Origin of the sequence: Rhabdonatronobacter sediminivivens, from assembly GCF_013415485.1 — a bacterium.
Classification (GTDB): domain Bacteria; phylum Pseudomonadota; class Alphaproteobacteria; order Rhodobacterales; family Rhodobacteraceae; genus Rhabdonatronobacter; species Rhabdonatronobacter sediminivivens.
This window is the reverse complement of record NZ_JACBXS010000003.1, coordinates 54460-78168: the sequence shown is the minus strand read 5'-3', so window position 1 is coordinate 78168 and position 23709 is coordinate 54460. Positions and strand designations below refer to the sequence as shown.

Genomic DNA, 23709 nt, shown 5'->3' with positions numbered 1-23709 from the left:
AGATCACCGCAGTTTTACATGTTGGGATAGTTCGGCCCGTCCCCGCCCTGCGGCGTGACCCAATGGATGTTCTGGCTGGGGTCCTTGATGTCGCAGGTCTTGCAATGCACGCAGTTCTGGAAGTTGATGACGAATTCAGACTTGCCGTCCTTTTCCACCACCTCATAGACCCCGGCCGGGCAATAGCGTTGCGCCGGTTCGGCAAATTTGGGCAGGTTCACCGCAATGGGCACCGAAGCGTCCTTGAGCGTCAGATGCGCGGGCTGGCTTTCCTCATGGTTGGTGAAGGAAAACGCCACATTGGTCAGCCGGTCGAAGCTGAGCTTGCCATCGGGTTTGGGGTAGTCGATGGGCTGGAACTTCGCGGCCTCGCCGGTGGCGGCGGCATCGGTCTTGCCGTGCCCCATGGTGCCGAAGACCGAAAAGCCCAGCGTGTTGGTCCACATGTCCAGGCCCCCCAGCGCCAGCGAGGGCACCAGCCCCCATTTGGACCACATGGGCTTGACGTTGCGCACCTTTTTCAGGTCCTTGCCCACCGGGCCGCTGCGCAGCTCCTGCTCATAGGCGGTCAGCTCATCGCCTGCGCGCCCGGCTGCGATGGCCTCATGCGCGGCCTCGGCCGCGGCCTTACCCGAAAGCATGGCGTTGTGGTTGCCCTTGATCCGGGGCACGTTGACCAGCCCGGCGGAACAGCCCAGGAGCGCGCCGCCGGGGAAGACCACCTTGGGGATGGACTGATAGCCCCCTTCCGAGATCGCCCGCGCGCCATAGGCCACGCGCTTGCCGCCCTCCAGCAACTCGGCCACCATGGGGTGATGCTTGAAGCGCTGGAACTCCATATACGGGTAAAGATGCGGGTTTTCATAGTTCAGATGCACCACGAAGCCGATCAGCACCTGATTGTTTTCAAAGTGATAGATGAAGCTGCCGCCGCCTGCATTCTTGCCCAGTGGCCAGCCCATGGTGTGGGTGACGGTCCCCTCGCGGTGCTTTTCGGGGTCGATCTCCCAGATTTCCTTCATGCCCAGGCCGAACTTCTGCGGCTCATGCCCCTTGGACAGGTCAAACTTCGCCATCACGTCCTTGGACAGCGACCCGCGCACGCCTTCAGACAGGAACACGTATTTGCCGTGCAGCTCCATGCCCGGTTCATAGTTCGGGCCGGGGCTGCCATCGGGGTTCTTGCCGAATTCTCCGGCGACCACGCCCTTGACGCGCCCGTCCTCGCCATAGACCACTTCTGAGCACGCCATGCCGGGGAAGATCTCCACGCCCAGCGCCTCGGCCTGTTCGGCCATCCAGCGGCAGACATTGGCCATGGACACGATGTAATTGCCGTGGTTGTTCATCAGCGGCGGCATGGGCCAGTTGGGCACGCGCATCTGCCCGGCGGGGCCCAGGACGCGGAATTCATCGCGGGTGACCGGCACGTTCAGCGGCGCGCCGCGCTCCTTCCAGTCAGGGATCAGCGCATCCAGGCCAACCGGGTCCAGCACGGCACCGGACAGGATATGCGCGCCCACCTCGGACCCTTTTTCCAGCAGGACCACGTTCAGATCCGCATCCAGCTGCTTCAGCCGGATCGCCGCCGACAGGCCCGCAGGCCCCGCCCCGACGATCACGACATCATACTCCATGGCTTCGCGCTCGATCCCGGACATGGCGGCTCCTTCGATGGCTGGGCGGGAAATTTTGTTACGTTGATGCGATAGCGCAGCGGAGCGGCCACGGTCAATCACAACAGGGCGTCAAAGCACCGGACGCCGCGTCGCAGCCACGCCACATTCATCTTTTCGCCGGATTCGACGGCTAACCCCGGACCATGTTGCGTGTTTGTGTCTTTGAGTCAGCCCTGCCCCCGGCGCCTGATCTGGTGCCGGGGCTCGGTGCTGAATGCGCAACCTCCTTGCCGGACCTGCCCATATCTTCCCGAAAGACCGCCCCATGACCGATCTGAGCGCCCAGACCCCGCATCAGGACAGGATCCCGGATCTGCGCGCCCTGACCCTGCGCAAGGTCACGGTGGCGATCATCTCGCTGATCACCACGGTGGTGCTGACCCTAGGCAAGCTGATCGTCGGCGTCATCTCAGGCTCGCTCGCCTTGATTGCCGATGCGCTGCAGGGGCTTGTGGATATCCTGGTGACCATGGTCACGCTGGTGGTGGTGGCCGTTTCCGGGCGCGGGCCTGACCCCGCCTGGACCTGTGGGCGTGACAAGCTTGAAGCCCTGGCCGCACTGATCGAGGCGGCACTGCTGTCCATCATCGCGCTGTGCATCTGGTATCTGGCACTGGGCAAGCTGCTCTTCGGGGTAAGCGAGGTCACAGTGGAACCCTGGTATATCGGGGCGGTCTTCGTGGCGGTGGTGGCCGATTTCTGGCGCCATGTGGTGATCCGCCGGGCCGCGCGCGCCACCCGCTCCATGGCGCTGGAGGCCAATGCGGCGCATTTCCTGACCGATTCCATGGCCTCGGCCGCGGTGATGCTGGGGTTGATTGCGGTGCATTTCGGCTATCCGGTCGCCGATACGCTGGCGACACTGGTGGTCGCCGGGTTCCTGACCTTCACCGCCTTGCGCGTGGGGACACGGGCAGTGGACATGCTGATCGACCGCGTGGACCCGGATGTGTCCATCCGGGTGCTGGCGCTTCTACAGGCCCGCCCGGAGGTAGAGGCGGTGCCGGTCCTGCGCCTGCGCCGCCCGCCCCACTGCCATGTCGTGGAAACCCGGCTGCGCGCCGCCGTGCCGGACCTGCGCGCCCAGCAGGCGCTGGTTGCCGCGATCGAACGCGATCTGGACGCGGCCCTGGGACCGGTGGATGCGCTGGTCAGCATCGACCCCGCATGACCGCACAGGGGCGCGGCACCGATCACCGACGATAACGCTTGCATTCGCTCCTGCCCTGCGGTCAGATATCGAAGGAATCTGGAACGGCCCCGGCGTATGCTGCGGGCGGTTTTTTTACATCATGGTGATGCGCAATGGACAAGATACCTCTGACCCGTGACGGCCATCAGAAGCTTGATGCGGAACTCAAGCGGCTGAAATCCGAAGAGCGCCCCGCGATCATTCGCGCCATCGCCGAGGCGCGCGAACATGGCGACCTGTCGGAAAACGCCGAATACCATTCGGCGCGCGAAAAACAGAGCTTCATCGAAGGCCGGATCAAGGAGCTGGAATCGATCCTCTCGCGGGCCGATGTGATCGATCCCGCGCGGCTTTCGGGCGCCATAAAGTTCGGCGCCCGCGTCACCGTGATCGACGAGGATACCGAGGAAGAACACCATTACCAGATCGTGGGCGAGGCCGAGGCGAATATCGAGAACGGCCTGCTCAACATCAAGTCGCCCCTCGCCCGCGCGCTGATCGGCAAGGATGAAGGCGACAGTGTCGAAGTGCGCACCCCCGGCGGCCAGCGCAGCTACGAGGTGCTGCGGATCCTGTACGAATGACCCCGCGAACCCCGGCGCGATGACGAAACCGCCCCCCCCTGCTGCGCCCTCACGCGCCGGATGGCTGGCCGGTTTCGCCTCGGCGTTGTGGGTGGGGCTGGTGGCGGTGCTGTGGCGGGGCGATGGCACGGGCACTTCGGCGCTGGCCCTGGCGGCACTGGCCGCGGCGCTGCCGGTGGTGATGCTGTGGCTGGCGGTGGCGCTGCATCGGGGTCAGCAGGCCCTGCGCCAGGACATCGCCGCCCTGCGCGACCGGCCAGAGCCGCCGCCCCCACCAACGCCCGAGGATCTGGCCGCCGCCCTTGTCGCCCGTATGCGGGCCGAACCCGCGCTGGCCGACAGCGCGCTGGGGGTTTTCGCCAGCACCCGGACCGGCACCACACTTCTCGCCGAAACCCAGCCCAGCCTGGCGCTGGGGGCCATGGCGGCCGCCGATCCCCCCGCCCATGCCGATCTGATCCGCGCGCTGCATTTCCCCGAAGACGCCGAAGACCACGAGGGGTTTGCCGCGCTCAGACGCTGCCTGGCCCATCATTCCGCCGGCCCGTTGATCCGCAGCGCGCAACAGGTGGTCACCGCCCTGGCCGAGGAAGGCATCTTCATGGATGACCTGCCCACCGCCCCGGCCCCGCCCGCGCTCTGGCGCGCCTTTGCCGACGGGCTTGGCGGCCCGGAGGTTGCCGGGCTGGCCGGGCTGGAGGATGTGGACATCCTGGACCGCACCATTGCCCGCATGCGCAGCGATGCCGCCTTTCGCAACGATGCCCACCGCTTCCTGCGCGGCTTTGACGACTGTCTGCGCGCCACCGCCCCGCGGATGGAAGATACCGATCTTGCCCGCCTGACCGATACCCGCAGCGCGCGAGCATTTGTGCTGCTGGGCCAGGCCACCGGCGCCTTCGGGCGCTGATCAAAGGCGCCGCCCCGCGATTGCACGCCCCGCCCCGTTGCCCTATTGCTGCACAGGTGAAGCAACCGGGGGGCACAGCATGCCACAAACGCCATACTGGCAGGGGGTCCGCGCAGGGCTGCCCTTTCTGCTGGTGATCGTGCCCTTCGGCATGGTCTTTGGCGTCGCCGGAGCCGAGGCCGGGCTGAACATTGCCGAGGTGATGGGCTTTTCCATCCTGGTCATTGCCGGGGCTGCGCAATTCGTGGCCCTGCAGATGATGATCGACAATGTGCCGGTGCTGATCGTTCTGGCGGCCTCGCTGGCGGTCAATCTGCGCATGGCGATGTATTCGGCCTCGCTTGCCCCGCATCTGGGGCATGTGGCCTGGTGGAAACGCGGGTTTCTGGCCTATTTCCTGGTGGACCAGTCCTATGCCGCCAGTATCCTGAAATTCGAGAACACGCCGGATATGACCGCGGGGCAGAAGATGGCCTTTTACTTCGGCACCATCACGCCGGTGTGTTTTCCGTGGTATCTGGCCACCTGGGCGGGCGGGGTGCTGGGGGCCTCCTTGCCGCCGGGGCTGCCGATCGACTTTGCCGTGCCGATCACCTTTCTGGCGCTGATCACGCCGATGCTGCGCACCGCGGCGCATGTGACGGCGGCCAGCGTGTCGGTGGTGGTGGCGCTGGCGCTGGCCTGGGTGCCGTTCAACCTTGGCCTGCTGGTGGCGGCAGCGCTGGCCATGATGACCGGGGCCTGGGTGGAAAAGCGCCAGCGCCAGATCGCCGCGCGGCACCAGCCCTAGGCGCTTGCCTGAGGCTGGATTTCCGGGCACCCTGCGCCACCCTGACCCGCCAGCAACTGCCAGCAAGGGCCTGCGCTCATGCCCCAGCCCGTCCTGCATATCGCCCAGGCCCCCGCCGCCGACCCCGATGCCTGGGACCGGCTGGCCCGGGAACTGGGACCGGAGCCGCTGGCGCTGGTGATCGTGCTGGCCGCGCCCTCGGCCCCGCTGGAGCGGATGCCCGCAGGGTTCGGCAGCGGCGCGCCGGTGATCGGCTGCACCACGGCGGGGGAAATCGGCACCAACGGCTATACCGAAGACACCATTGTTGCTATCGGACTGCCGGCACGGGATTTCAGCGCCGATACGCTGCTGATCGATGATCTGGCCGGGCTGGACCCGGATCCGCTGATCAGCACCCTGATCCGCAGGCGCGCGGCGCTGAGCGCGCAGCATCCGGACTGGTCGCATGAATTCGCCTTTCTGCTGGTCGATGGCCTGTCCTACCGCGAAGACGCTCTGGCATCGGTGCTGGCAACAGGGTTGGGGCCGGTGCCGCTGTTTGGCGGGTCCGCCGCCGATGGGACACGGTTTCTGGAAACCCTGGTGCTGCAGGGCACGCGCCGGCTGCGCAATGCGGCGGTGGTGGCGCTGGTGCGCACACGCTGCCCCGTCCGGGTGTTCAAGCTGGACCATCTGCGCCCCACCGCCACCCGCATGGTGGTGACCGATGCCGACCCCGCGCGCCGGATCGTGCGCCGGATCAATGCCGAACCGGCAGCGCTGGAATATGCGCGCCTTCTGGGCCGTGACCCCGCACAACTGACGCCTTTCACCTTTGCCGCGCATCCGGTGGTGGTGCGGGTGGGCGGGCACCATCATGTGCGCGCCATCCGCCAGGTGGCCGATAACGGCGATCTGGTCTTCTACTCTGCCATTGCCGAAGGCATGGTCCTGACATTGGCTGAACCCATGGACATGGAGGACCATCTGCGCCGCGAACTGGGCACGCTTTCGTCGCCCACCCCGCCCGCCGCCATCATCGCCTGCGATTGCGTGCTGCGCCGGATGGAGGCCGAAGAAAAGCAGAAGGCCTTTGCCCTGTCGCAGGTTCTGGCGGCGCACCGGGTGGTGGGCTTTTCCACCTATGGCGAACAGTTCAGCGCCATGCATGTCAACCAGACCCTGACCGGGGTGGCGATCTACCCGCCAGGTCCAACGCCATGACCCATCCGCTGATCAACCCCGCCGACCCGCCCGACCGCCAGCGCGAAAAGCTGCTGACCATTGTGGACGTGCTGATGCGCCGCGTGGAACAGGTGACCGATGAGGCCGGCGCCGCCTATGCCCAGTTCGAACGCGCCGCCATGCTGGAGGATCAGGTCCGCCAGCGCACCCAGGATCTGGAGCAGGCGCTCGATCTGCTCAACCAGTCCAACGCCCGCCTGGCACAGGCCAACCGCGAAACCGAGGCCGCCCGCAAGGATCTGGCCAACGCCATCGAGACCGTGCAGGAGGGCTTCGCCCTGTTCGGCCCCGATGATGTGCTGGTCATGTGCAATTCGCGCTTCGGCATGCACATGCCCGATATCCGCGAAAAGCTGCGCCCCGGGCTGCGGTTTGCAGCCTATGTGGCGCTGGTCGCCGGGTCACGCCACCTGCGCCTGCCCGAAGGCACCGACGCCGAGGCCTGGGCCGAACGCCGCATGCAGCGCCACCGCGACCGGCACCTGATGTTCACCGTGGGCATGAGGCCGGACCACTGGGTGCAGGTCTCCGAACACCGCACCCGCGATGGCGGCACGGTGATCCTGCAAACCGATGTGTCCGACATCATCCGCGCCGAACGGGCCGAACGCGGCAAGCTGCTGGACAATCAGGCGCAGATGGTGCGTGCCACGCTGGACCATATCAGCCAGGGCGTGGCGATCTTTGACACTTCCGCGCGGCTGATGGGCTGGAACGAACGCGTGGCCGAGCTGCTGGGTCTGGCCCGGGGGCGGCTGCGGCTGGGCATGGTGTTCGACGATCTGGTGGCGCGGCTGGCGCGCGATGTGCGGCTGGGTCAGGGGATGACCATGGCCACCCTGCGCGACTGGGCGCGGGTGACGGGGCGGCGCGCGCCCTTGCGGTTCGAATTGCGCCGTGGCGCCATCATTCTGGATGTCTTTGCCCAGGACATGCCGGACCGGGGTTTCGTGATCTCGTTCACCGATGTCACATCCGAACGGGGTGCCATTGCCGCGCTCAGCCGGATCAATGAAACCCTGGAAGCCCGCGTGACCGAACGCACTGAAGAGCTGCAGGCCGCGCTGGCCGATGCCGAACGCGCCAATGCCGCGCGCTCGCGCTTTGTGGCGGCGGCCAGCCATGACCTGTTGCAGCCGCTTTCTGCGGCCAAGCTGTTCGTTGCCGCGGCCCGCGATGAGATGGGCCAACCTCGCCGGGCCGAAACCCTGGACAAGGCCGCAGCGGCCCTGGAAAGCGTGGAGATCATCCTTGAAGCCCTGCTGGACATTTCGCGGCTGGAGGCCGGCAAGGCCGCGCTGCGGCCCGGTCCGGTGCAACTGGCGCCCCTGCTACAGCGTCTGGCCGATGAATTCTCCCATGTGGCGCGCGAAAAGGGCCTGCGCTTTCGCCTGCGCGGAGGCGATGCGCTGGTGGTGTCCGATGCGGCCTATCTGCGGCGCATTCTGCAGAACCTGATCGGCAATGCGCTGCGCTATACCGACCGCGGCGGGGTTCTGGTTGGGCTGCGCCGCCGGGGCGCAACCACCCTGCGGCTGGAGGTCGTGGACACCGGCCCCGGCATTCCCCGGTCCGAACAGAAGGCCGTGTTCCGCGAATTTCACCGCCTGAATGCACGGGCCTCGGCCTCCGAGGGGCTGGGGCTGGGGCTGGCGATCGTGGACCGCGCGGCGACCCTGCTGGGCCATCCGCTGGCGCTGCATTCCATGCCCGGGCGCGGCACCCGCTTCACACTGGACCTGCCGCTGGCCGATCCGCCCGGACCCGCCACCCCTGCCCCGCCCGAACCCGCCGCGCCCGCCCCCGCCCCCAAGCGCGACCTGATCGGCCTGCTGGTCGAGGATGACGAGGATATCCGCAGCGCCCTGACCCTGTTGCTGGAGGGATGGGGCCATTCGGTGCTGGAAGCGCGCGGCCATGCCGATGCGCTGGCGCTGGTGTCGGAGATCGACATTGCCCCCGACTTCCTGCTGGTGGACAACCGCCTGTCCGCCAGCCGCAGCGGGCTGGAGCTGATCGAACGGATGCGCCATCTGCACGGGCCGCTGCCCGCACGCATCATCACCGCCGACCGCAGCCAGACATTGCGCGATGCCTGCGCCCGTGCGGGGGTGGCGATCCTCTATAAACCCATTGATACCGTGCTGCTGGAGCGGTTCATCGCCTCGGTCGCGGCGCGGGGCTGACCTTGTCCAATGGTCGCATTTGCAGCCCTTCGGCTTGACCCCGCAGCGGGGCCCTCGCACTCTGCCCACAAACAGGGGCAGGAGGAACCGTGGCCGACAGGATCACCGCGATCGACGATGTCATCACCGCGCTGGCCGGGCAGAGTTATGTCTGCGGCCGTGCGCTGGGCACCGTGGCTTTTCTGGCGCTGCGCCTGGGCCGGCCCCTGTTTCTGGAGGGCGAGGCCGGCACCGGCAAGACCGAGATCGCCAAGGCCCTGGCCGCCGCCCTGGGCCGCCGACTGATCCGGCTGCAGTGCTATGAAGGGCTGGACGCCGCGCAGGCGGTCTATGAGTGGAATTTCGCCGCCCAGATGGTTGCCATTCGCAGCGCCGAGGCTACGGGCGGCACGGATGCCAGCCATCTGCGGGACACGCTCTTCACCTCCGACTTCCTGATCGAACGCCCGCTGTTGCAGGCCATGCGCCCCCAGCCCGGCGGCGCCCCCGTGCTGCTGATCGACGAGGTGGACCGCACCGACGAACCCTTCGAGGCCTTCCTGCTGGAGGCCCTGTCGGATTTCCAGGTCACCATCCCCGAACTGGGCACCATCCGCGCGCCCGAGCCGCCCATCGTCATCCTCACCTCCAACCGCACGCGCGAGGTGCATGACGCGCTCAAGCGCCGGTGCCTGTATCACTGGGTGGATTACCCGCGCTTTGATCGTGAACTGGAGATCCTGCAGGCCCGCGCGCCCGAAGCCTCGGCCCGGTTGTCGCGCGAGGTCGTGGCCTTTGTCCAGCGCCTGCGCACCGAAGACCTGTTCAAGAAACCCGGTGTGGCCGAAACCATCGACTGGGCCAAATGCCTGCTGGCGCTGGATGTGCTGACCCTCTCGCCCGAGGTGATCGCCGACACGCTGGGCGCGGTGCTGAAATACCAGGATGACATCGCCCGCCTGCAGGGGTCCGAGGCGAAACGCATTCTGGATGAGGCCCGCGCGACCCTGGAGCCTGCAGGCTGAAACCTCGCGCTGACGGGAATGTGTCCCGGTTTCCACGATCAGGATAATGTGTTTTTCCGATTTTGATTAAATCGTAACCGATTCTCCGTTAACCTCTGTCCGAGACTTCTAGCCAGAGCCGTTCCTGACCGGAGAGGAAGCATGTTCGACTCCGACACTGTCACCACGCCCGCCGCCCAAAGCTGGGATCCGGCCGAGGCATGCTGGACCGAGAACCCGGCCCCCCGGCCCACACGCTCGGTGCCGCCGGGCATGACCCTGATGCGCCCCTGGCACGAAAGCGATCTGGACCGCTATGTCGCCTTGCTGGATGACCCGGCGGTCTGGGCGCATCTGCCAGACCCCTACCCCGACCCGCTGACCCACGATCTGGCGGCTCAGCTGATCGCGCTGTCAAACGCCGCAGATCATCACCTGGTCCGCGCCGTGGTGCTGGACGGCCAGCCCGTGGGGCAGGTGCGCCTGTCCTTCACGCCCGGAAGCGCCGATCGCAGCCGGGCCGAAATCGGCTACTGGCTGGGGCGCGACTATTGGGGCAAGCGCATCGCACGCGACATGGTCGCCCGGTTCTCGGCCCAGTGCTTCGCCATGATGCCCGCGCTGGCCGAGCAATACGCCCGGGTGCACCGCGACAACCCTGCCTCACGCCGGGTTTTGGAGCGGATCGGCTTTGTCGCCGCCGGCCCCTGCCCCGAACATGACGGCTTCGACATCCTGACCCGCCCGCGCCCGGCCTGAGCGCGCATCACAAAAGGCGCACCCCGATGGGTGCGCCCGGACTTCGGTTCACCGCGGGATTCAGTTGACGCGGGACCCTTCGGCCCGGCCTTCCACCAGCGGCTGCTCGTCACGCGCATTGCGCGCGATTTCGATGCGGCGCGGCTTCAGCGCCTCGGGGACTTCGCGCACCAGATCGATATGCAGCATGCCATCGGCATGGGTGGCACCCGTCACCTTGACATGATCGGCCAGGTGGAAGCGGCGTTCGAACGCGCGGGTGGCGATGCCCCGGTGCAGGAAGGTGCGCTCGTCATCGGTCTCCTCGCGCCGGGCGCTGACCAGAAGCGCGTGCTCCTTCACCTCGACATTCAGGTCCTCGGCGCTGAACCCGGCCACGGCGATCGAGATGCGATAGGCATTCTCATCCACCTTCTCGATGTTATAGGGTGGGTAGCTGGGGGCCTGCACGTCGCTGGCCATCACGCGGTCCAGCATGTCGGCGATCCGGTCAAAACCGACGGTGGCGCGGTAAAGCGGGGTTGGGTCAAATGCTCGCATTGGGTCATCCTCCGTTGAGCGATGGTTCTGCGGCCCTCCGGCATGGACGGGCCTGGTTGCGATGCCCGGACCCGTTGTCGGCGTCCGGACGCATCTGATCTGGGGAGCGGTTTTCGCTGTTTCAAGACCCGGGCCGCGCCGGAGTGACGATGGCCGGTCAGCGCCGGGGCGGCGCGCGCTAGCCCCGCGCCAGAAAGGGCATCCTGGCCGCCATCACCGTCAGGAAGGGGATGTTCACATGGGCGGGCAGGTTGGCCATATGCACCACCGCATCCGTTACATGGACCACCTCCATCATCGGTTCGGGGCGAATGGAACCATCGGCCTGGGGCACGCCATGGGCGATCCTTTCAGCCAGTTCCGTGCGGGCATTGCCGATATCGATCTGCCCGCAGGTGATATCAAAGGCGCGCCCGTCCAGCTCCAAGGTCTTGGTCAGGCCGGTGATGGCGTGTTTGGTGCTGGTATAGGCCACCGAACCCGGGCGCGGCGCATGAGCCGAGACCGAACCATTGTTGATGATCCGCCCGCCCATGGGCGCCTGACGTCGCATCCGGGCAAAGGCTGCGCGGGCGCACAGGAACATGCCAGTCAGGTTCACCTCGACCGCAGCGCGCCATTCGGCGGGCGACAGCTCGTCAATCAGCGCGCCCTTGGGCATCAGCCCGGCATTGTTGAACAGCACGTCAATCCGGCCAAAGCGGGCGGCGGTTTCGTCAAAAGCTGCGTCAACCGCGGCCGCGTCGGTCACATCGCAGGGCAGGACCAGCGCGTTGGGCGCATCGCCTGCGGTTTCCGCCAGCGGGTCGGCACGGCGGGCGATCAGGGCGACATTCCAGCCCAGGGCCAGGAAACGCGCGGCGCAGTCACGGCCGATCCCGGCGCTGGCGCCGGTGATGAGGATGGTGCGGGGGTCAGCCATCTCAGAACGCCTTGAAGGTCATGGTGGTCAGGGTCCGCGCGATACCCGGAATGTCGAACAGCCGGTCGGTCAGGTAATGGCCGACATCGGCCTCTTCGGGGATATAGACCTTGGCGATCAGGTCATAATCGCCCGAGGTCGAATAAAGCTCGGACACCACCTCGCGGTCCCAGATGGCGTCGGCGACCTGATAGGTCTTGCCGGGGTGGCAGCGAAACTGGACGAAGACACAGCGCATGACGGATCCGTTTCTGGCATTCGGGTCAGGGGCCAGCCTAGGACAGCGCGGCGCGATCCGCCAGTGCCCATCGGCAGGGGTCAGACATCGGAGCCGGTCAGGGCCAGCGGCGCCGGGGGCGCTTCCAGATCGTCGATCCCCAGCGGGGCATCGGGGCGTTTGAGGCGGTTGCGCACCACCCAAAGCAGACGGTGTTCGGCGCGGGTGATGGCCACATAGGCCAGGCGCTTCCACAGCGGGATGCCGGCCTCGGACCGGCCAGAGCGCGCGGCGGCCCACAGGTCCGGCGCAAAAACCTGCACTTGCGGCCATTGCGAACCCTGCGCCTTGTGGATGGTCACAGCCGCCCCGTGCAGGAAGGATGCCCCCATATTCGCGGCGAAGGGGATGAAGGGTTCTTCGTCCACATCCTTTTCGATCTTGACGATCGAGGCGACGGAAATCTGCGGCTCATCCAGCCCCATCAGATGCAGGCGTGAAAACCCCGGCCGCCGCCCCGGCCCCAGATAAACCGCCTGCGCGCCCTTGATCAGGCCGCGTGCCTCCAGGTCCATCCGCTTCTTGCGGTGTTTCAGCGGCAGCTCCAGCCCGTCGCAGATCAGCGGCTCGCCGGGCAGCAGTTCGGTTTCGGGCGCGTCATAGGCAGTGCGAAAGGCCTGGATCAGCCGGATGCGGGTGGCATTGCGCCAGACCAGCACCGGAGAGCGCGCCATCAGCCCGGCATTGACGCTTTGCGCCACGCTCACCCGGTCATCGGCGGCGGCGGCGGCCTCGATCCGGCGTTCGAAGTCCTCAAAGCTCAGATCGGGGTCGCCCAGGGCGTGGGCCAGGTCCAGGATGGGATTGTCATCAGCCTGGCGGTGGATGCGCGACAGGTGCCGGGTCTGGCCCTGGGGCAGGCGGTCAAAGACCATTTCACCGGACTGGCCCACGGGCGCCAGCTGGGCAGGGTCGCCGAACAGTACAAGGGTGGAGAAGATCTCCTGCAGATCCTCAAGCTGTTTGGCATCCAGCATCGAGCTTTCATCGACAAAGCCGATATCCAGAGGATCCTCACGCCGTTTCCAGCCGCGTATGAAATCCGACCCGCGCAGCCCGGCGGCGGCCAGGGCGCCGGGGATGGACGGGACCGAGGCGAAGAAAGCCGCGGCGCGGTCCAGCGCCGTATCGCTCAGCCCCTCGATCTGCGGGCGGGGGCCGTCCTCGGACAGCCATTGCGCGATCTTTTCGTATTCCGGGTCATAGACCGGGGTGTAGATGATCCGGTGAATGGTGGTGGCGGGCACGCCACGGGTGCGCAGCACGCTGGCGGCCTTGTTGGTGGGTGCCAGCACCGCAAGGGTGCGCCGTTCCTTGCGGTGCCGGGGTTCGTAATCCCCCGAAACCGTTTCCACCCCGGCATTGCGCAGCGCGCGGGTCAGGGCCGCCAGCAGCATGGTCTTGCCCGACCCGGCCTTGCCCAGGATCGCCAGCAGCCGCCCGCCATCGGTTTCCGCAGGGGCCGCAGTGCCGTCAAACAGGTCGATGCCAACCCCACGGAGCACCTCGGCGACGGAATCCCAGGCTTCGGCCTGATCTTCGGACAGGGTGGCTTCAACGGGGCGGTCAGGGCTCTGCATGGGCGGACCCTAGCGCAGAACCGGGGCGGGTTGGAGAGCGGATGGAGGGTCCGGGCGCAATTCATGGCGCAACGGGCAAGCGTGCATCAACCCCACCCATTGAAACGCGTGGGGATCAAGCGGCAGGTGTCACCTGGAACCGTAGTGGAGCGCCAGTGCAATCGGCTGCACGGGGCCATCCGCTGCCCCCTCTGGCAACCCCGGCTTCGATGCGATCTCGGTCTGTGCAACCAGCCGCGTATCTTCGATTTCCTTGGCCAGTGCATCAAGCCTGTTTTCCTTGGCATAGGCCCTGAGGTCGTCAAGAACCTCGATGATCCAGTCATGTGGCAAGGCAGCTCTCCGATGGTGCGAGGGGCAGTTGGACGAATGAAGAACGTTCATGGGCCAACACTACGCCGCCGGTGGTTTAGAAATGGTTGATGATCCCCAGTCTAGCAACAAGAACGGCCGCCCCCAGGGGGGCGGCCGGTGCATGGGCGGAATTCCGCGCGCTTAGCGGTTGCGGCTGGCTTCCAGCGTGTCTTCGAAGGTGCGCAGCCCGGTGCGCGGGGCCTGAACCAGAACGGCCATGTTGCCGGGTTTGTGCTCATTGCGGCGCATCTTCATATGGGCCTCGGGGATTTCCTCCCAGGGGAGGACCTCGGACATGCAGGGGTCCAGGCGGCGCTCGACCATCAGCTGGTTGGCCGCAGCGGCCTGTTTGAGATGGGCGAAATGGCTGCCCTGCAGGCGCTTCTGATGCATCCACATGTAACGGACGTCAAAGGTGCAGTTGTAGCCCGTGGTCCCGGCGCAGATCACGACCATGCCACCCTTCTTCACCACCAGGGTGGAGACCGGAAAGGTCGCCTCGCCCGGATGTTCGAAGACCATGTCAACGCTGACACCCTTGCCGGTGATCTCCCAGATGGCCTTGCCGAAGCGGCGCGCTTCCTTCAGCCAGTCATTGTATTCGGGCGTATTCACCGTGGGAAGCTGGCCCCAGCAGTTGAAGTCCTTGCGGTTGATCACGCCCTTGGCGCCCAGCCCCATGACAAAATCGCGCTTGTCCTCTTCCGAGATCACGCCGATGGCATTGGCGCCCGCGGTATTGATCAACTGGATCGCATAGGAGCCAAGGCCCCCCGATGCCCCCCAGACCAGCACGTTCTGGCCTGGCTTCAGGTCATGGGGTTCATGGCCGAACAGCATCCGATAGGCGGTGGCCAGCGTCAGGGTGTAGCAGGCCGATTCCTCCCATGTCAGATGCTTGGGCCGCGGCATCAATTGCTGCGCCTGGGCGCGGGTGAATTGCGCGAAACTGCCGTCATGAGTTTCATAGCCCCAGATGCGCTGGCTGGGCGAATACATCGGATCGCCGCCATTGCAGTGTTCGTCATCGCCGTCATCCTGGTTGCAATGGATGACGACCTCATCGCCGACCTTCCAGCGCTTGACCTTGTCGCCCACCGCCCAGACGATCCCCGAGGCATCGGAACCGGCCACATGATACGGCGCCTTGTGAACATCGAACGGCGAGATCGGCACACCCAGCGAGGCCCAGACCCCATTGTAGTTGACGCCTGCGGCCATCACCAGAACCAGCACCTCATGGCTGTCCAGCTCCCAGGTGTCCACGACCTCGACCTGCATCGCGGTCTCAGGCTCCCCGTGACGCTCGCGCCGGATTGTCCAAGCGTACATCTGCTTTGGCACATGGCCCAGTGGGGGCATCTCGCCCAATTCATAAAGGTCTTTTTCGGGCGCGTCATAGGCCGCGATCCCAGCATTCACATCAAGCGCCATTTCTGCCTCCGTCTGATCTGTGCCGCATCGCAGAATCAATGCGGCCTTGCAGCATGGATAGAATCGGGTGCGCAACATTGCAACCGCCAATCGGCGGAAATTGTAATTTTATGTCTCGGCTGGTGAGGGGAGGGTCAGGCCGCGCGGCAGGTCGGTGCCGGGCAATGCGTCGCGCTGCAGCACCGAGGCCGCATAGAATTCCAGCGCGCCACGCTCTTCGGCGACGGGTTCAAAGCCGGCGTCCGTGCGGGTGATCAGCCCGCGCAGCAACAGGGCGCGAAGCCCCTCATCCAGAGCCTCGGCCACATCGCCCGCGGGCAGATGCAGCCAGCACCCCCGCTGATGCAGGGTTTCCACCAAAGCCGCCGCCGCATTGCCCAGTTCCGCGCGCGATTGCGGGCCGTCCTGCCGGCACAGCATGGCCGCCGCAAGCGGAACCGGCAGCACCGGAACGGCCATGCGGATGCGCGCCATCAACTCTTGCGCAAGGGTATCCACCGGCTTGTCGGCGTTGCTGCGCAGGTGATCCCGCAGCGACAGGGGCGCGCCGTAGCAGACCGCCGCATGACCGAAGCGTTCGAACCGCCCGCGCACGCGCTTCCACATCACCCCCCAGACAAACCGCGCCAGAACCCGAGGCTGCACGGGAAAACGGCGTGACCCGGCGCGTTGCGCGGCGATCAACACGCGATCTTCAAGCACCCGATCATAATTCACCGCCACCGGGACAAAGACCACGTCCCGGCCGCTATCCGGGCTGAAGTCCTGCACGATATACCGCAGAAGCCCCAGCCGCGCCTTGCCGACAGTGCCATCCAGGCTCAACCCGCCTTCGGGGAAGATTGCCTGGGTCGTGCCCTGCTGCACCGACATCTGTACATAGCGCGCCAGCACCGCACGATAGAGGTTGTTGGAATAGCGCCGCCGGATGAAATAGGCCCCCATCGCCCGGATCAGCGCCTTGAGCGGCCAGATCCGCGCCCATTCCCCCACGGCATAGGACAGCGCCGAATGCTTGGACGCCAGCCAGGTGACCAGCACATAATCCATGTTGGACCGATGGTTGATCACGAAAACCACCGCTGCGCGCTTGTCGATGGACTGCAGCGCCGGGCTGTCCGCCCCCCCCAGATGCACGCTGTAGAGGCCCTGGCTGATCTTTTGCGCCAGTTTCGTGGCAAAGCCGAAATAGGTGGCGGTGGAAAACCCTGGCACGATCTCGCGCGCATAAGAGCGTGCGCGCTCAAAGGCGATGTTCTGCGGCACACCCTGTTCACGGGCGAATTCGGTCACGGCCTCCATCACCTGGGGGTCGTAGATCAGGCGGATGACCTGATCCTGCCGGCGCATCAGCTTGAAGGGTTCGATGGGGACCGACAGTTTCTGGTTGATGCGATCGACCGCACGCTGCATGCGCCGGCGCAGAAACCACCGCGCCGAAGGCACAAGGATGCGGTCCAGCGCCGCAACGGCCGCAAAACCCAGCACCAGAAGTAGGACCCAATACGGTAGCTCAACCGTCGCGCTCATGTGCCCGCTTTACACCATACAAGGAGTCAGACAACGGCTTTCGGTCTGGGCGGGCGCGAAATCTGAGCCAAATCATGGCAGATCGGCACAAGCCGGAGAAGTGTTGGAAGGCGCCGGGAAGAAAGGACCAATCATCATGGGACGTGAAGTGACCCTGTTCAGCAGTGAAGAGCGCAAGAGCCGCGCCTAAGTAAGCGCATTTCTGCGCGCACTGGCCGACAAGATTGAAACCGGCCGCGTGACACTGCGCCAGGGCAATGAGGAACTGGTGCTGGTGTTGCCCGGACAGATGGTGATGGAGGTCAAGGCCGAGGATGAGGAAAAGGGCAGCAAGGGCACCCAGCATTCGCTGGAGGTAGAGCTGAAGTGGTGGACGGGGCTCAGGTCCCCGGGGGGGGGTACAGCTGGGGTAAAGCGGCCCCCGGGGCGGTCATGCCGCATTGCAGCGATTTTTGCTTGACATTAAGTTGCGCCATGGCGATTTGTCAGGAAAGAAAGTTGCGCTGCAGGCGCAGGGCCTGAATACCGGAGACTCGCATGACCGACCCCAGCACCCAACGCGACAAACCCTGGCTGTTCAGGACCTATGCCGGGCACTCCACTGCGGCGGCTTCGAATGCGCTGTATCGCCGGAACCTGTCCAAGGGTCAGACCGGGCTCAGTGTGGCCTTCGACCTGCCGACCCAGACCGGCTATGACAGCGACCATGAACTGGCCCGTGGCGAGGTGGGCAAGGTCGGTGTGCCGGTGGCGCATCTGGGCGACATGCGGATGCTGTTCGACCAGATCCCGCTGGACCAGATGAACACCTCGATGACCATCAACGCCACGGCGCCGTGGTTGCTGGCCCTCTATACCGTGGTGGCCGAGGAGCAGGGCGCCGATGTCGCACGGCTGCAGGGAACGGTGCAGAACGACATCATCAAGGAATACCTGAGCCGCGGCACCTATATCTGCCCGCCCGAACCCAGCCTCCGGATGATCACGGATGTAGCCGCCTGGACCCGGGAGCATATGCCGAAATGGAACCCGATGAATGTCTGTTCCTATCATCTGCAGGAAGCCGGGGCGACACCACAACAGGAACTGGCCTTTGCGCTGGCAACGGCAACGGCGGTGCTGGATGATCTGAAGGGCAAGGTGCCTGCGGCCGAGTTTCCGGCGATGGTGGGGCGAATCAGCTTTTTTGTGAATGCAGGCATCCGCTTTGTCACCGAAATGTGCAAGATGCGCGCCTTTTGCGAGCTGTGGGACGAGATCTGCCGCACCCGTTACGGTGTGGAAGACCCGAAGTTCCGCCGCTTCCGCTATGGGGTGCAGGTCAATTCGCTGGGCCTGACCGAGCAGCAGCCGGAAAACAATGTCTATCGCATCCTGATCGAGATGCTGGCGGTAACATTGTCGAAGAAGGCACGCGCCCGGGCGGTTCAGCTACCGGCCTGGAACGAGGCCCTGGGCCTCCCGCGGCCCTGGGATCAGCAATGGTCGCTTCGGATGCAGCAGATCCTGGCCTATGAAACCGATCTGCTGGAATTTGACGACCTGTTCGATGAAAACCCGGCGGTCGCGCGCAAGGTGACGGAACTCAAGGAGGGCGCGCGCGATGAGCTGGGGCTGATCGACAGCATGGGCGGGGCCGTCAAGGCCATCGAGCACATGAAGCGGTCACTGGTGGACTCGAATGCCGCGCGGATCGCTCAGATCGAAGCGGGCAAGACGGTGGTTGTGGGGGTGAACCGCTACACGACCACCGAGGATTCCCCCCTGACCACGGGCGATGACGCCATCATGAAGGCCGACGCCGAGGCCGAGGCCGACCAGATTGCCCGCCTGCGGGCCTGGCGGGCAGACCGTGACGAAGCCGCCGTGCGCGCGGCGCTGCAGGCGCTGCAGGCCGCCGCGCGCAATGGCGAGAACATCATGCCGGCATCGCTGCAGGCTGCACGCGCGGGCGTGACCACTGGCGAATGGGCCGGAGCTATCCGGGCCACCTTTGGGGAATACCGCGCGCCAACCGGGGTGTCGCAGGCGATCTCAAACCGGACCGAGGGCCTGGAGGAGATTCGCGAAGCCGTCGACGCCGTCAGCGCACGCCTGGGGCGGCGTCTGAAATTCGTCATGGGGAAGCCGGGGCTGGACGGGCATTCAAACGGCGCCGAGCAGATCGCCGCGCGCGCGCGCGATTGCGGGATGAACATCCACTATGAGGGGATACGGATGACGGTGGATGAGATCCTGGAAACGGCCCGCACCCAGGATGCCCATGTTCTGGGCCTGTCGATCCTTTCAGGCAGCCATGTCTCGCTGGTGGCCGAATTGATGGAGAAGTTGCGGCAATCCGGCCTGGAGCACATGCCGGTGATTGTCGGAGGCATCATCCCCGAAGCCGATGCAGTCCGCCTGCGGGCGCTGGGCGTGGCCGCGATCTACACGCCCAAGGATTTCGAACTGAACCGGATCATGATGGATATCGTGACTCTGTCCGAAAAGGGACTGGTAGCTGCCTGAAACCTGTCTGGCCGGTCATGACCGCGGGCCAGGATCGGCCTGGAGCCGGGTTCACCGTGCGGTGGAGAGAAGCTGGCATAGCTGGTCAAGCTGTTCCAGTGTCTTGTACTGGATGGTCAGACGCCCCTCGCCCCCGGCGCGGTGATCTATGACCACCGACATTCCCAGGTTGGCAGACAGGTCCTGTTCGATCACCCGGGTATCCGCATCCTTTTCGCTGGACTGGGGTTTGCTGCGCTTGCGCGGTTTCGCCGGGTTTCGGGCCAGAGCTTCGGTTTCGCGCACCGATAACCCCTTGGCGATCACCTGACGCGCCAGCTCGGACGGATTGGGCGTGGTGATCAGGGCGCGGGCATGCCCGGCCGACAAGCGGCCGTCACGCAGGTATGTCTGGATCTCTTGCGGCAGGTTCAGCAATCGCAGCAGGTTCGCAATATAGCTGCGACTCTTGCCCATCGCCTCGGCCAGGTGTTCCTGGGTATGGCCAAAGCGTTCTACAAGTTGCTTGTAGCCCGCCGCCTCTTCGACCGGGTTCAGATCCGCGCGCTGGATATTCTCGATGATCGCGATTTCCAGCACTTCGGTATCGGTGAATTCCCGCAGCAGGACAGGCACTTCATGCAGCTTGGCTAGCTGCGCGGCCCGCCAGCGACGTTCGCCCGCGACAATCTCATAGTGGCCGGGCTGACCCGGGGTCGCGCGGACGATCAACGGCTGGATGATCCCCTTCTGGCGAATGGAGGCAGCAAGCTCTTCAAGGGACTCAGGATCAAAGGCGCGGCGTGGCTGGTCCGGATTGGGGGCCAGGGATTCGACCGGAACCAACTGAGCGCCCGAAGATGTAGCAGATGTTGTTGTGTTCAGCACATCAGTCCCAACATCTGCCATAAGTGCCGATAACCCGCGTCCCAGACCGCGGCGCTCCGGTTTCTTGTCAGTCATTGGGAGGTCTCCGCAGGTTTGAGCTTCTGGTGCTTGATGAGCAATTCACGGGCGAGGGCACGATAGGCAACCGCCCCGCGCGATGCGGTGTCGTAATTCAGCACTGGCATGGCGAAGGATGGCGCCTCGCTCAGCCGGACATTTCGCGGTATCATCGTGTTCAGGACAAGGGCTCCAAGATTGTCGCGCGCGTCAGACTCAACCTGTTGTGACAGGTTGTTGCGCTGGTCATACATGGTCAGAAGGATTCCTTCGATCCGGAGGTCCGGATTTGCGGTCTGCCGAATCTCGCGGATGGTCAGCATCAACTGCGAGAGGCCTTCGAGCGCGAAGAATTCGCTTTGCAGAGGCACGAGGACCGTATCCGCCGCGACAAGAGCATTGATCGTCAGCAGGCTGAGCGAGGGCGGGCAATCGATAAAGATATAGTCCAGCGCCGAATCGCCCAAAAGCGGTTGCTGCAACGCATCGCGCAACATCGATGTCCGGTTCTGATTGGAGTACAGCGCCATATCTGCGGACGACAGGTCAGAATTTGCCGGGCACAACCAAAGACCTGGAATACCGGTCATTTGCATAGCGCGCTCCAGCGGCGCTTCGCCCATCAGAACATCATAGGTGGACAGGTCGCGGCTTTCAGGAAGGACCCCGAGGCCGGTAGACGCGTTCCCCTGCGGATCCAGATCAAGCAGTAGGGTGTTCTGACCACGCTCTGCAAATGCAGCAGCAAGGTTGATGGCAGTTGTAGTCTTGCCTACCCCACCCTTCTGATTGGCGACAGCTATCACGCGTGGGCTGGTGTTATCAGTAGCATCAGACACGGGAAGGTGACTCCAGCTTCAAGATCACCGAGTCCTGACTTGTTCGGCTTGGATGTATTTCATACGAAAATGACCAGGATACAAGCGCTGCATCGACTTCCTGGCGATACGACCGTCCTTTGGGCAAAAGCGCGACACCGTCAGGCGCCATATGACGCGCGACAAGCGGAAGCAACTGTGACAAAGGGGCAAGCGCGCGCGCGGTCACTACGGCAGCAGATTGCGGGGGGGCCTCCTCGATCCGCGCGTTGAGGATCCTTACGGAAAGGGAAAGCCTGCGGCTTGCTTCGGAAAGGAAGGCGCATTTGCGGGCGTCGCTTTCGATCAGCATGACCTTCAGATCGGCATTCAATTCCTTTGCAACGCACGCGATGACCAGCCCTGGAAGGCCGGCACCGGCGCCAATGTCAACCCAGCTCTTCGCATGCTTCGGTGCGTGCATGTACAACTGGGCAGAATCGACAATATGTCGGCGCCACAGATCGGGCAGCGTTGAGCGCGCAACAAGATTTACGTGCTGATTCCAACGCACCAGAAGTGCGCCGTATTCATCGAGCCGTTCTACTGTTTCACGTGAAACACTCTGGCCCAACGCGGCGCTGAGCGCAGCAACGTCAGGACGCATTTCGCCGCGCCTGGACCTGAAGCCTGGCAACAATCAAGACCAGCGCAGCCGGTGTCATGCCCTCGATCCCTGACGCCTGAGCAACCGAGTCCGGGCGCAAGGACTCCAGCTTCACCTTCAGCTCGTTGGAAAGACCTGCAATGGCGCCGTAATCGAAGTCCTTCGGTATGAGCCGCGCCTCCTCGCGCTGGACAGTTTCGATTTCGGCATTCTGCCTCTGAATATAGTGGAAATACAGCGCCTCACGCTCCAGCTGTGCACGAGTATCGGAGTCAAGATCACTTACGGATGGAAGCAGACAAGCGATCTCGGCAAACCCGAACTCTTTTTGTGACAGAAGATCCATCGCAGATCTGCGCACACCATCGAGCCGCACCGAGATACCCTTCTGAGACAATTGCGACGGCGTGAAGGACGCATTGGTCAGAACTTCTCTTGCTGCTTCAAGTTTTTCCATCTTGCGAAGAAAGACCGCTCGCCGTTCTTCAGATACACAGCCCAAATCTTCGCCAATCGGTGTCAATCTCTGGTCCGCATTGTCGGCGCGGATCGACAGACGATACTCGGCGCGGGAGGTGAACATCCTGTACGGCTCCTTGACACCGCGCGTTGTCAGGTCGTCGACCATGACGCCAATATAACTGTTGGTTCGGCTCGGCACGAAGGGCTCTTTGCCCAGCGCACATGCCGCTGCGTTGATACCAGCAACGAGTCCCTGCGCAGCGGCCTCTTCGTAACCTGTCGTGCCGTTTATCTGACCCGCAAGGAACAAACCCTGGAAATACCGGGTCTCCAGGCTCGAATGAAGCGATCTTGGGTCGATGAAGTCATACTCGATCGCATACCCTGGCTGGGTTATGTTCGCATGCTCCAAGCCTCGTATTGTCCTGACATAAGCGTTCTGAACATTGGCCGGAAGGGAGGTCGATATACCATTCGGATACACGATATCGGTATCCAGCCCTTCAGGTTCCAGAAAGATCTGATGTGACGATTTTTCCGCGAACCGTACCACCTTATCCTCGATTGACGGACAATACCGGGGGCCACTGCTTTCGATAAACCCGCCATAGATTGCCGAGGATGACAGGTTCTCTGAAATAATCGAATGGGTTTCGGGGTTGGTTTCCGTAATGCCGCAAGCAACTTGTTGCGCGACCGGTCGATTGCCGGAAAGGAAGGAAAACAGCTGAGGGTCATCATCACCCGGCTGCATCTCAAGCGCGCCCCATTTAATGCTACGGCCGTCAAGCCTCGGCGGCGTTCCCGTCTTCAGGCGCCCTAATGGCAGATCCATGGAAAGCATCTGCTCGGCAAGCCGATGGGCAGCCTTGTCTCCCACACGCCCCCCGGCATGAGCACTGTCGCCGATATGAATCCGCCCGCGCAGGAAGGTTCCAGTGGTCAGCACCACCGATCGCGCGATCAAAACTGAATCGTCGGCCAGCCGCACGCCTGAAACAACGCCTTTGCTCAGTTCAAGTGCAGTAACCTCTACTTCAATGACCGTAAGCTGTTTGCGCGACGTAACGGCTTTCCGGATAAAGCTTGCGTATCTAGATCTGTCCGCTTGCGCGCGGGGACCTTGAACTGCTGGACCTTTCCTTCGGTTCAATAGCCGAAACTGGATACCCGCAAAATCTGCCGCCCGGCCCATGAGCCCATCCATCGCATCGATTTCGCGGACCAGATGCCCCTTTCCGAGCCCGCCGATTGCCGGATTGCATGACATCACACCCAGATCCGCGCTCCGGAACGTTACAAGCCCCACGCGCGCACCCATGCGTGCCGCGGCATCAGCTGCCTCCACCCCAGCGTGCCCACCTCCAACGACAATGACGTCAAATTGTTTCACGTGAAACACTC

22 protein-coding genes are annotated in these 23709 nt (G+C 64.3%); 10 read left to right on the top strand and 12 right to left on the bottom strand.

Features of this window, described 5'->3' with window-relative positions; genetic code table 11:
- Positions 1 to 14: 14 nt before the first annotated feature.
- The gene (locus HUK65_RS02170) at positions 15 to 1661 is read right to left on the bottom strand and encodes an electron transfer flavoprotein-ubiquinone oxidoreductase (RefSeq protein ID WP_179904487.1); all 1647 of its coding nucleotides are present in this window, start codon (positions 1659 to 1661) and stop codon (positions 15 to 17) included.
- 283 nt (positions 1662 to 1944) lie between these two features.
- Between HUK65_RS02170 and HUK65_RS02165 the strand changes: the two genes are divergently transcribed.
- From HUK65_RS02165 to HUK65_RS02130, 8 genes are all read left to right on the top strand, one after another.
- Positions 1945 to 2850, top strand: a complete 906-nt coding sequence (locus HUK65_RS02165) for a cation diffusion facilitator family transporter (RefSeq protein WP_179904486.1) — start codon at positions 1945 to 1947, stop codon at positions 2848 to 2850.
- 134 nt (positions 2851 to 2984) lie between these two features.
- A complete protein-coding gene (greA, locus tag HUK65_RS02160; protein WP_179904485.1) occupies positions 2985 to 3455 on the top strand; it encodes a transcription elongation factor GreA in 471 nt (156 codons plus the stop codon).
- 19 nt (positions 3456 to 3474) lie between these two features.
- On the top strand, positions 3475 to 4365 hold the full coding sequence (locus HUK65_RS02155; protein WP_179904484.1) for a hypothetical protein: 891 nt from the start codon (positions 3475 to 3477) through the stop codon (positions 4363 to 4365).
- Positions 4366 to 4444: 79 nt separating this feature from the next.
- On the top strand, positions 4445 to 5155 hold the full coding sequence (locus HUK65_RS02150) for an AzlC family ABC transporter permease (RefSeq protein ID WP_179904483.1): 711 nt from the start codon (positions 4445 to 4447) through the stop codon (positions 5153 to 5155).
- A 78-nt stretch (positions 5156 to 5233) separates the two neighbouring features.
- Complete coding sequence (locus tag HUK65_RS02145; RefSeq protein ID WP_179904482.1) at positions 5234 to 6361, top strand: FIST N-terminal domain-containing protein; 1128 nt, start codon at positions 5234 to 5236, stop codon at positions 6359 to 6361.
- Positions 6358 to 8568 (top strand): hybrid sensor histidine kinase/response regulator, encoded by a 2211-nt coding sequence (locus tag HUK65_RS02140; protein WP_179904481.1) that lies wholly within the window; start codon positions 6358 to 6360, stop codon positions 8566 to 8568. The genes HUK65_RS02145 and HUK65_RS02140 overlap by 4 nt, the downstream gene beginning before the upstream one ends.
- A gap of 89 nt (positions 8569 to 8657) precedes the next feature.
- Positions 8658 to 9572 (top strand): AAA family ATPase, encoded by a 915-nt coding sequence (locus HUK65_RS02135; RefSeq protein ID WP_327787014.1) that lies wholly within the window; start codon positions 8658 to 8660, stop codon positions 9570 to 9572.
- A gap of 141 nt (positions 9573 to 9713) precedes the next feature.
- Complete coding sequence (locus tag HUK65_RS02130) at positions 9714 to 10310, top strand: GNAT family N-acetyltransferase (RefSeq protein ID WP_179904480.1); 597 nt, start codon at positions 9714 to 9716, stop codon at positions 10308 to 10310.
- Positions 10311 to 10370: 60 nt separating this feature from the next.
- Here HUK65_RS02130 and HUK65_RS02125 read toward each other — a convergent pair whose 3' ends face one another.
- The 7 genes from HUK65_RS02125 to HUK65_RS02095 all read right to left on the bottom strand — a co-directional run bounded on the left by HUK65_RS02125 (position 10371) and on the right by HUK65_RS02095 (position 16947).
- Complete coding sequence (locus HUK65_RS02125) at positions 10371 to 10850, bottom strand: Hsp20 family protein (protein ID WP_179904479.1); 480 nt, start codon at positions 10848 to 10850, stop codon at positions 10371 to 10373.
- Positions 10851 to 11028: 178 nt separating this feature from the next.
- Positions 11029 to 11772: an SDR family oxidoreductase gene (locus HUK65_RS02120; protein WP_179904478.1), complete on the bottom strand. Its 744-nt coding sequence runs from the start codon at positions 11770 to 11772 to the stop codon at positions 11029 to 11031.
- A 1-nt stretch (position 11773) separates the two neighbouring features.
- A complete protein-coding gene (locus tag HUK65_RS02115) occupies positions 11774 to 12010 on the bottom strand; it encodes an Lrp/AsnC ligand binding domain-containing protein (RefSeq protein ID WP_179904477.1) in 237 nt (78 codons plus the stop codon).
- An 80-nt stretch (positions 12011 to 12090) separates the two neighbouring features.
- Positions 12091 to 13629 carry an ATP-dependent DNA helicase gene (locus tag HUK65_RS02110; protein ID WP_179904476.1) on the bottom strand — a complete coding sequence of 513 codons (1539 nt, stop codon included), beginning with the start codon at positions 13627 to 13629 and terminating at the stop codon, positions 12091 to 12093.
- A gap of 129 nt (positions 13630 to 13758) precedes the next feature.
- Positions 13759 to 13962 (bottom strand): hypothetical protein, encoded by a 204-nt coding sequence (locus HUK65_RS02105; RefSeq protein WP_179904475.1) that lies wholly within the window; start codon positions 13960 to 13962, stop codon positions 13759 to 13761.
- A gap of 162 nt (positions 13963 to 14124) precedes the next feature.
- The gene (gene ccrA / locus HUK65_RS02100) at positions 14125 to 15417 is read right to left on the bottom strand and encodes a crotonyl-CoA carboxylase/reductase (protein WP_179904474.1); all 1293 of its coding nucleotides are present in this window, start codon (positions 15415 to 15417) and stop codon (positions 14125 to 14127) included.
- Positions 15418 to 15525: 108 nt separating this feature from the next.
- Positions 15526 to 16947: a 1-acyl-sn-glycerol-3-phosphate acyltransferase gene (locus tag HUK65_RS02095; RefSeq protein ID WP_179904473.1), complete on the bottom strand. Its 1422-nt coding sequence runs from the start codon at positions 16945 to 16947 to the stop codon at positions 15526 to 15528.
- Between the two features lie 202 nt (positions 16948 to 17149).
- Between HUK65_RS02095 and HUK65_RS02090 the strand changes: the two genes are divergently transcribed.
- Together HUK65_RS02090 and HUK65_RS02085 are read left to right on the top strand one after the other, a co-directional pair.
- Complete coding sequence (locus HUK65_RS02090) at positions 17150 to 17407, top strand: amphi-Trp domain-containing protein (RefSeq protein WP_268839230.1); 258 nt, start codon at positions 17150 to 17152, stop codon at positions 17405 to 17407.
- 77 nt (positions 17408 to 17484) lie between these two features.
- Entirely contained in the window at positions 17485 to 19455 is a 1971-nt protein-coding gene (locus HUK65_RS02085) for a methylmalonyl-CoA mutase family protein (protein ID WP_179904472.1), read from the top strand.
- 51 nt (positions 19456 to 19506) lie between these two features.
- Here the strand turns inward: HUK65_RS02085 and HUK65_RS02080 are convergent, their stop codons facing one another.
- From HUK65_RS02080 to mnmG, 4 genes are read right to left on the bottom strand one after another with little or no spacing between them, the layout of a single operon-like run.
- On the bottom strand, positions 19507 to 20397 hold the full coding sequence (locus HUK65_RS02080; protein ID WP_179904471.1) for a ParB/RepB/Spo0J family partition protein: 891 nt from the start codon (positions 20395 to 20397) through the stop codon (positions 19507 to 19509).
- A complete protein-coding gene (locus HUK65_RS02075) occupies positions 20394 to 21218 on the bottom strand; it encodes a ParA family protein (protein ID WP_179904470.1) in 825 nt (274 codons plus the stop codon). The genes HUK65_RS02080 and HUK65_RS02075 overlap by 4 nt, the downstream gene beginning before the upstream one ends.
- Complete coding sequence (gene rsmG, locus HUK65_RS02070; protein WP_179904469.1) at positions 21211 to 21843, bottom strand: 16S rRNA (guanine(527)-N(7))-methyltransferase RsmG; 633 nt, start codon at positions 21841 to 21843, stop codon at positions 21211 to 21213. The genes HUK65_RS02075 and rsmG overlap by 8 nt, the downstream gene beginning before the upstream one ends.
- Complete coding sequence (mnmG, locus tag HUK65_RS02065; protein WP_179904468.1) at positions 21833 to 23707, bottom strand: tRNA uridine-5-carboxymethylaminomethyl(34) synthesis enzyme MnmG; 1875 nt, start codon at positions 23705 to 23707, stop codon at positions 21833 to 21835. Before mnmG ends, rsmG begins: the two co-directional genes overlap by 11 nt.
- Positions 23708 to 23709 lie beyond the last annotated feature (2 nt).

What these genes read in the sequence shown, in the direction of transcription:
- HUK65_RS02170 (WP_179904487.1), bottom strand. Translation starts at nt 1,661, where the DNA reads ATGTCCGGGATCGAGCGCGAAGCCATGGAGTATGATGTCGTGATCGTC.
- HUK65_RS02165 (WP_179904486.1), top strand. Translation starts at nt 1,945, where the DNA reads ATGACCGATCTGAGCGCCCAGACCCCGCATCAGGACAGGATCCCGGAT.
- greA (WP_179904485.1), top strand. Translation starts at nt 2,985, where the DNA reads ATGGACAAGATACCTCTGACCCGTGACGGCCATCAGAAGCTTGATGCG.
- HUK65_RS02155 (WP_179904484.1), top strand. Translation starts at nt 3,475, where the DNA reads ATGACGAAACCGCCCCCCCCTGCTGCGCCCTCACGCGCCGGATGGCTG.
- HUK65_RS02150 (WP_179904483.1), top strand. Translation starts at nt 4,445, where the DNA reads ATGCCACAAACGCCATACTGGCAGGGGGTCCGCGCAGGGCTGCCCTTT.
- HUK65_RS02145 (WP_179904482.1), top strand. Translation starts at nt 5,234, where the DNA reads ATGCCCCAGCCCGTCCTGCATATCGCCCAGGCCCCCGCCGCCGACCCC.
- HUK65_RS02140 (WP_179904481.1), top strand. Translation starts at nt 6,358, where the DNA reads ATGACCCATCCGCTGATCAACCCCGCCGACCCGCCCGACCGCCAGCGC.
- HUK65_RS02130 (WP_179904480.1), top strand. Translation starts at nt 9,714, where the DNA reads ATGTTCGACTCCGACACTGTCACCACGCCCGCCGCCCAAAGCTGGGAT.
- HUK65_RS02125 (WP_179904479.1), bottom strand. Translation starts at nt 10,850, where the DNA reads ATGCGAGCATTTGACCCAACCCCGCTTTACCGCGCCACCGTCGGTTTT.
- HUK65_RS02120 (WP_179904478.1), bottom strand. Translation starts at nt 11,772, where the DNA reads ATGGCTGACCCCCGCACCATCCTCATCACCGGCGCCAGCGCCGGGATC.
- HUK65_RS02115 (WP_179904477.1), bottom strand. Translation starts at nt 12,010, where the DNA reads ATGCGCTGTGTCTTCGTCCAGTTTCGCTGCCACCCCGGCAAGACCTAT.
- HUK65_RS02110 (WP_179904476.1), bottom strand. Translation starts at nt 13,629, where the DNA reads ATGCAGAGCCCTGACCGCCCCGTTGAAGCCACCCTGTCCGAAGATCAG.
- ccrA (WP_179904474.1), bottom strand. Translation starts at nt 15,417, where the DNA reads ATGGCGCTTGATGTGAATGCTGGGATCGCGGCCTATGACGCGCCCGAA.
- HUK65_RS02095 (WP_179904473.1), bottom strand. Translation starts at nt 16,947, where the DNA reads ATGAGCGCGACGGTTGAGCTACCGTATTGGGTCCTACTTCTGGTGCTG.
- HUK65_RS02085 (WP_179904472.1), top strand. Translation starts at nt 17,485, where the DNA reads ATGACCGACCCCAGCACCCAACGCGACAAACCCTGGCTGTTCAGGACC.
- HUK65_RS02080 (WP_179904471.1), bottom strand. Translation starts at nt 20,397, where the DNA reads ATGACTGACAAGAAACCGGAGCGCCGCGGTCTGGGACGCGGGTTATCG.
- rsmG (WP_179904469.1), bottom strand. Translation starts at nt 21,843, where the DNA reads ATGCGTCCTGACGTTGCTGCGCTCAGCGCCGCGTTGGGCCAGAGTGTT.